This window comes from Litoribacterium kuwaitense, from assembly GCF_011058155.1.
In the GTDB taxonomy this organism is placed as follows: Bacteria; Bacillota; Bacilli; order Bacillales; family DSM-28697; genus Litoribacterium; species Litoribacterium kuwaitense.
On the sequence record NZ_JAALFC010000116.1, the window covers coordinates 1 to 438 of the forward strand.

Annotated in this window: 2 protein-coding genes; both read right to left on the bottom strand. The window is 36.1% G+C overall.

From position 1 onward, the window contains the following. A partial coding sequence (locus G4V62_RS19260; protein ID WP_165205251.1) for a helix-turn-helix domain-containing protein occupies positions 1-274 on the bottom strand: 274 nt, incomplete at its 3' end. Positions 275-285: 11 nt separating this feature from the next. Then, positions 286-438: transposase (locus G4V62_RS19265; RefSeq protein ID WP_212508859.1), on the bottom strand; the 153-nt coding region annotated here is incomplete at its 5' end.

Genomic DNA, 438 nt, shown 5'->3' on the forward strand with positions numbered 1-438 from the left:
AAAATCGTGAATACGAATCCGCAAGGTTTTTAAGTGAGGATTGAATAGCAACGCTGTCGACTTCTTTTAACCATACGAATTCTTTTTTTAGCTGCGTTAATTCGGCAGAACATGAATTGTAAGTGAGTCCTTTGCCTGTTTCCTTATATGTATCGTTCCAACGTGCTAAAAAGTGATTATATACGAAACGAGAACAACCAATCGTCTTTGCGATTAAGATTTCTTGTTCTTTGTTTGGGTAGATACGGAATTTGTATGCTTTGTTGACCAACATTGCTTTTCACCTCACTTTAGACCTTGACTTTCGATATACTTTTTAACTACGTTGATGGGAGAGCCACCAGTCGTTAGTAGACAAAAACTTCTTGACCAAAACATTTCTTTCCATAATTTTTTTCTTACTTGTGGAAAGTCCTTTTTAATCATTCGAGAACTTGC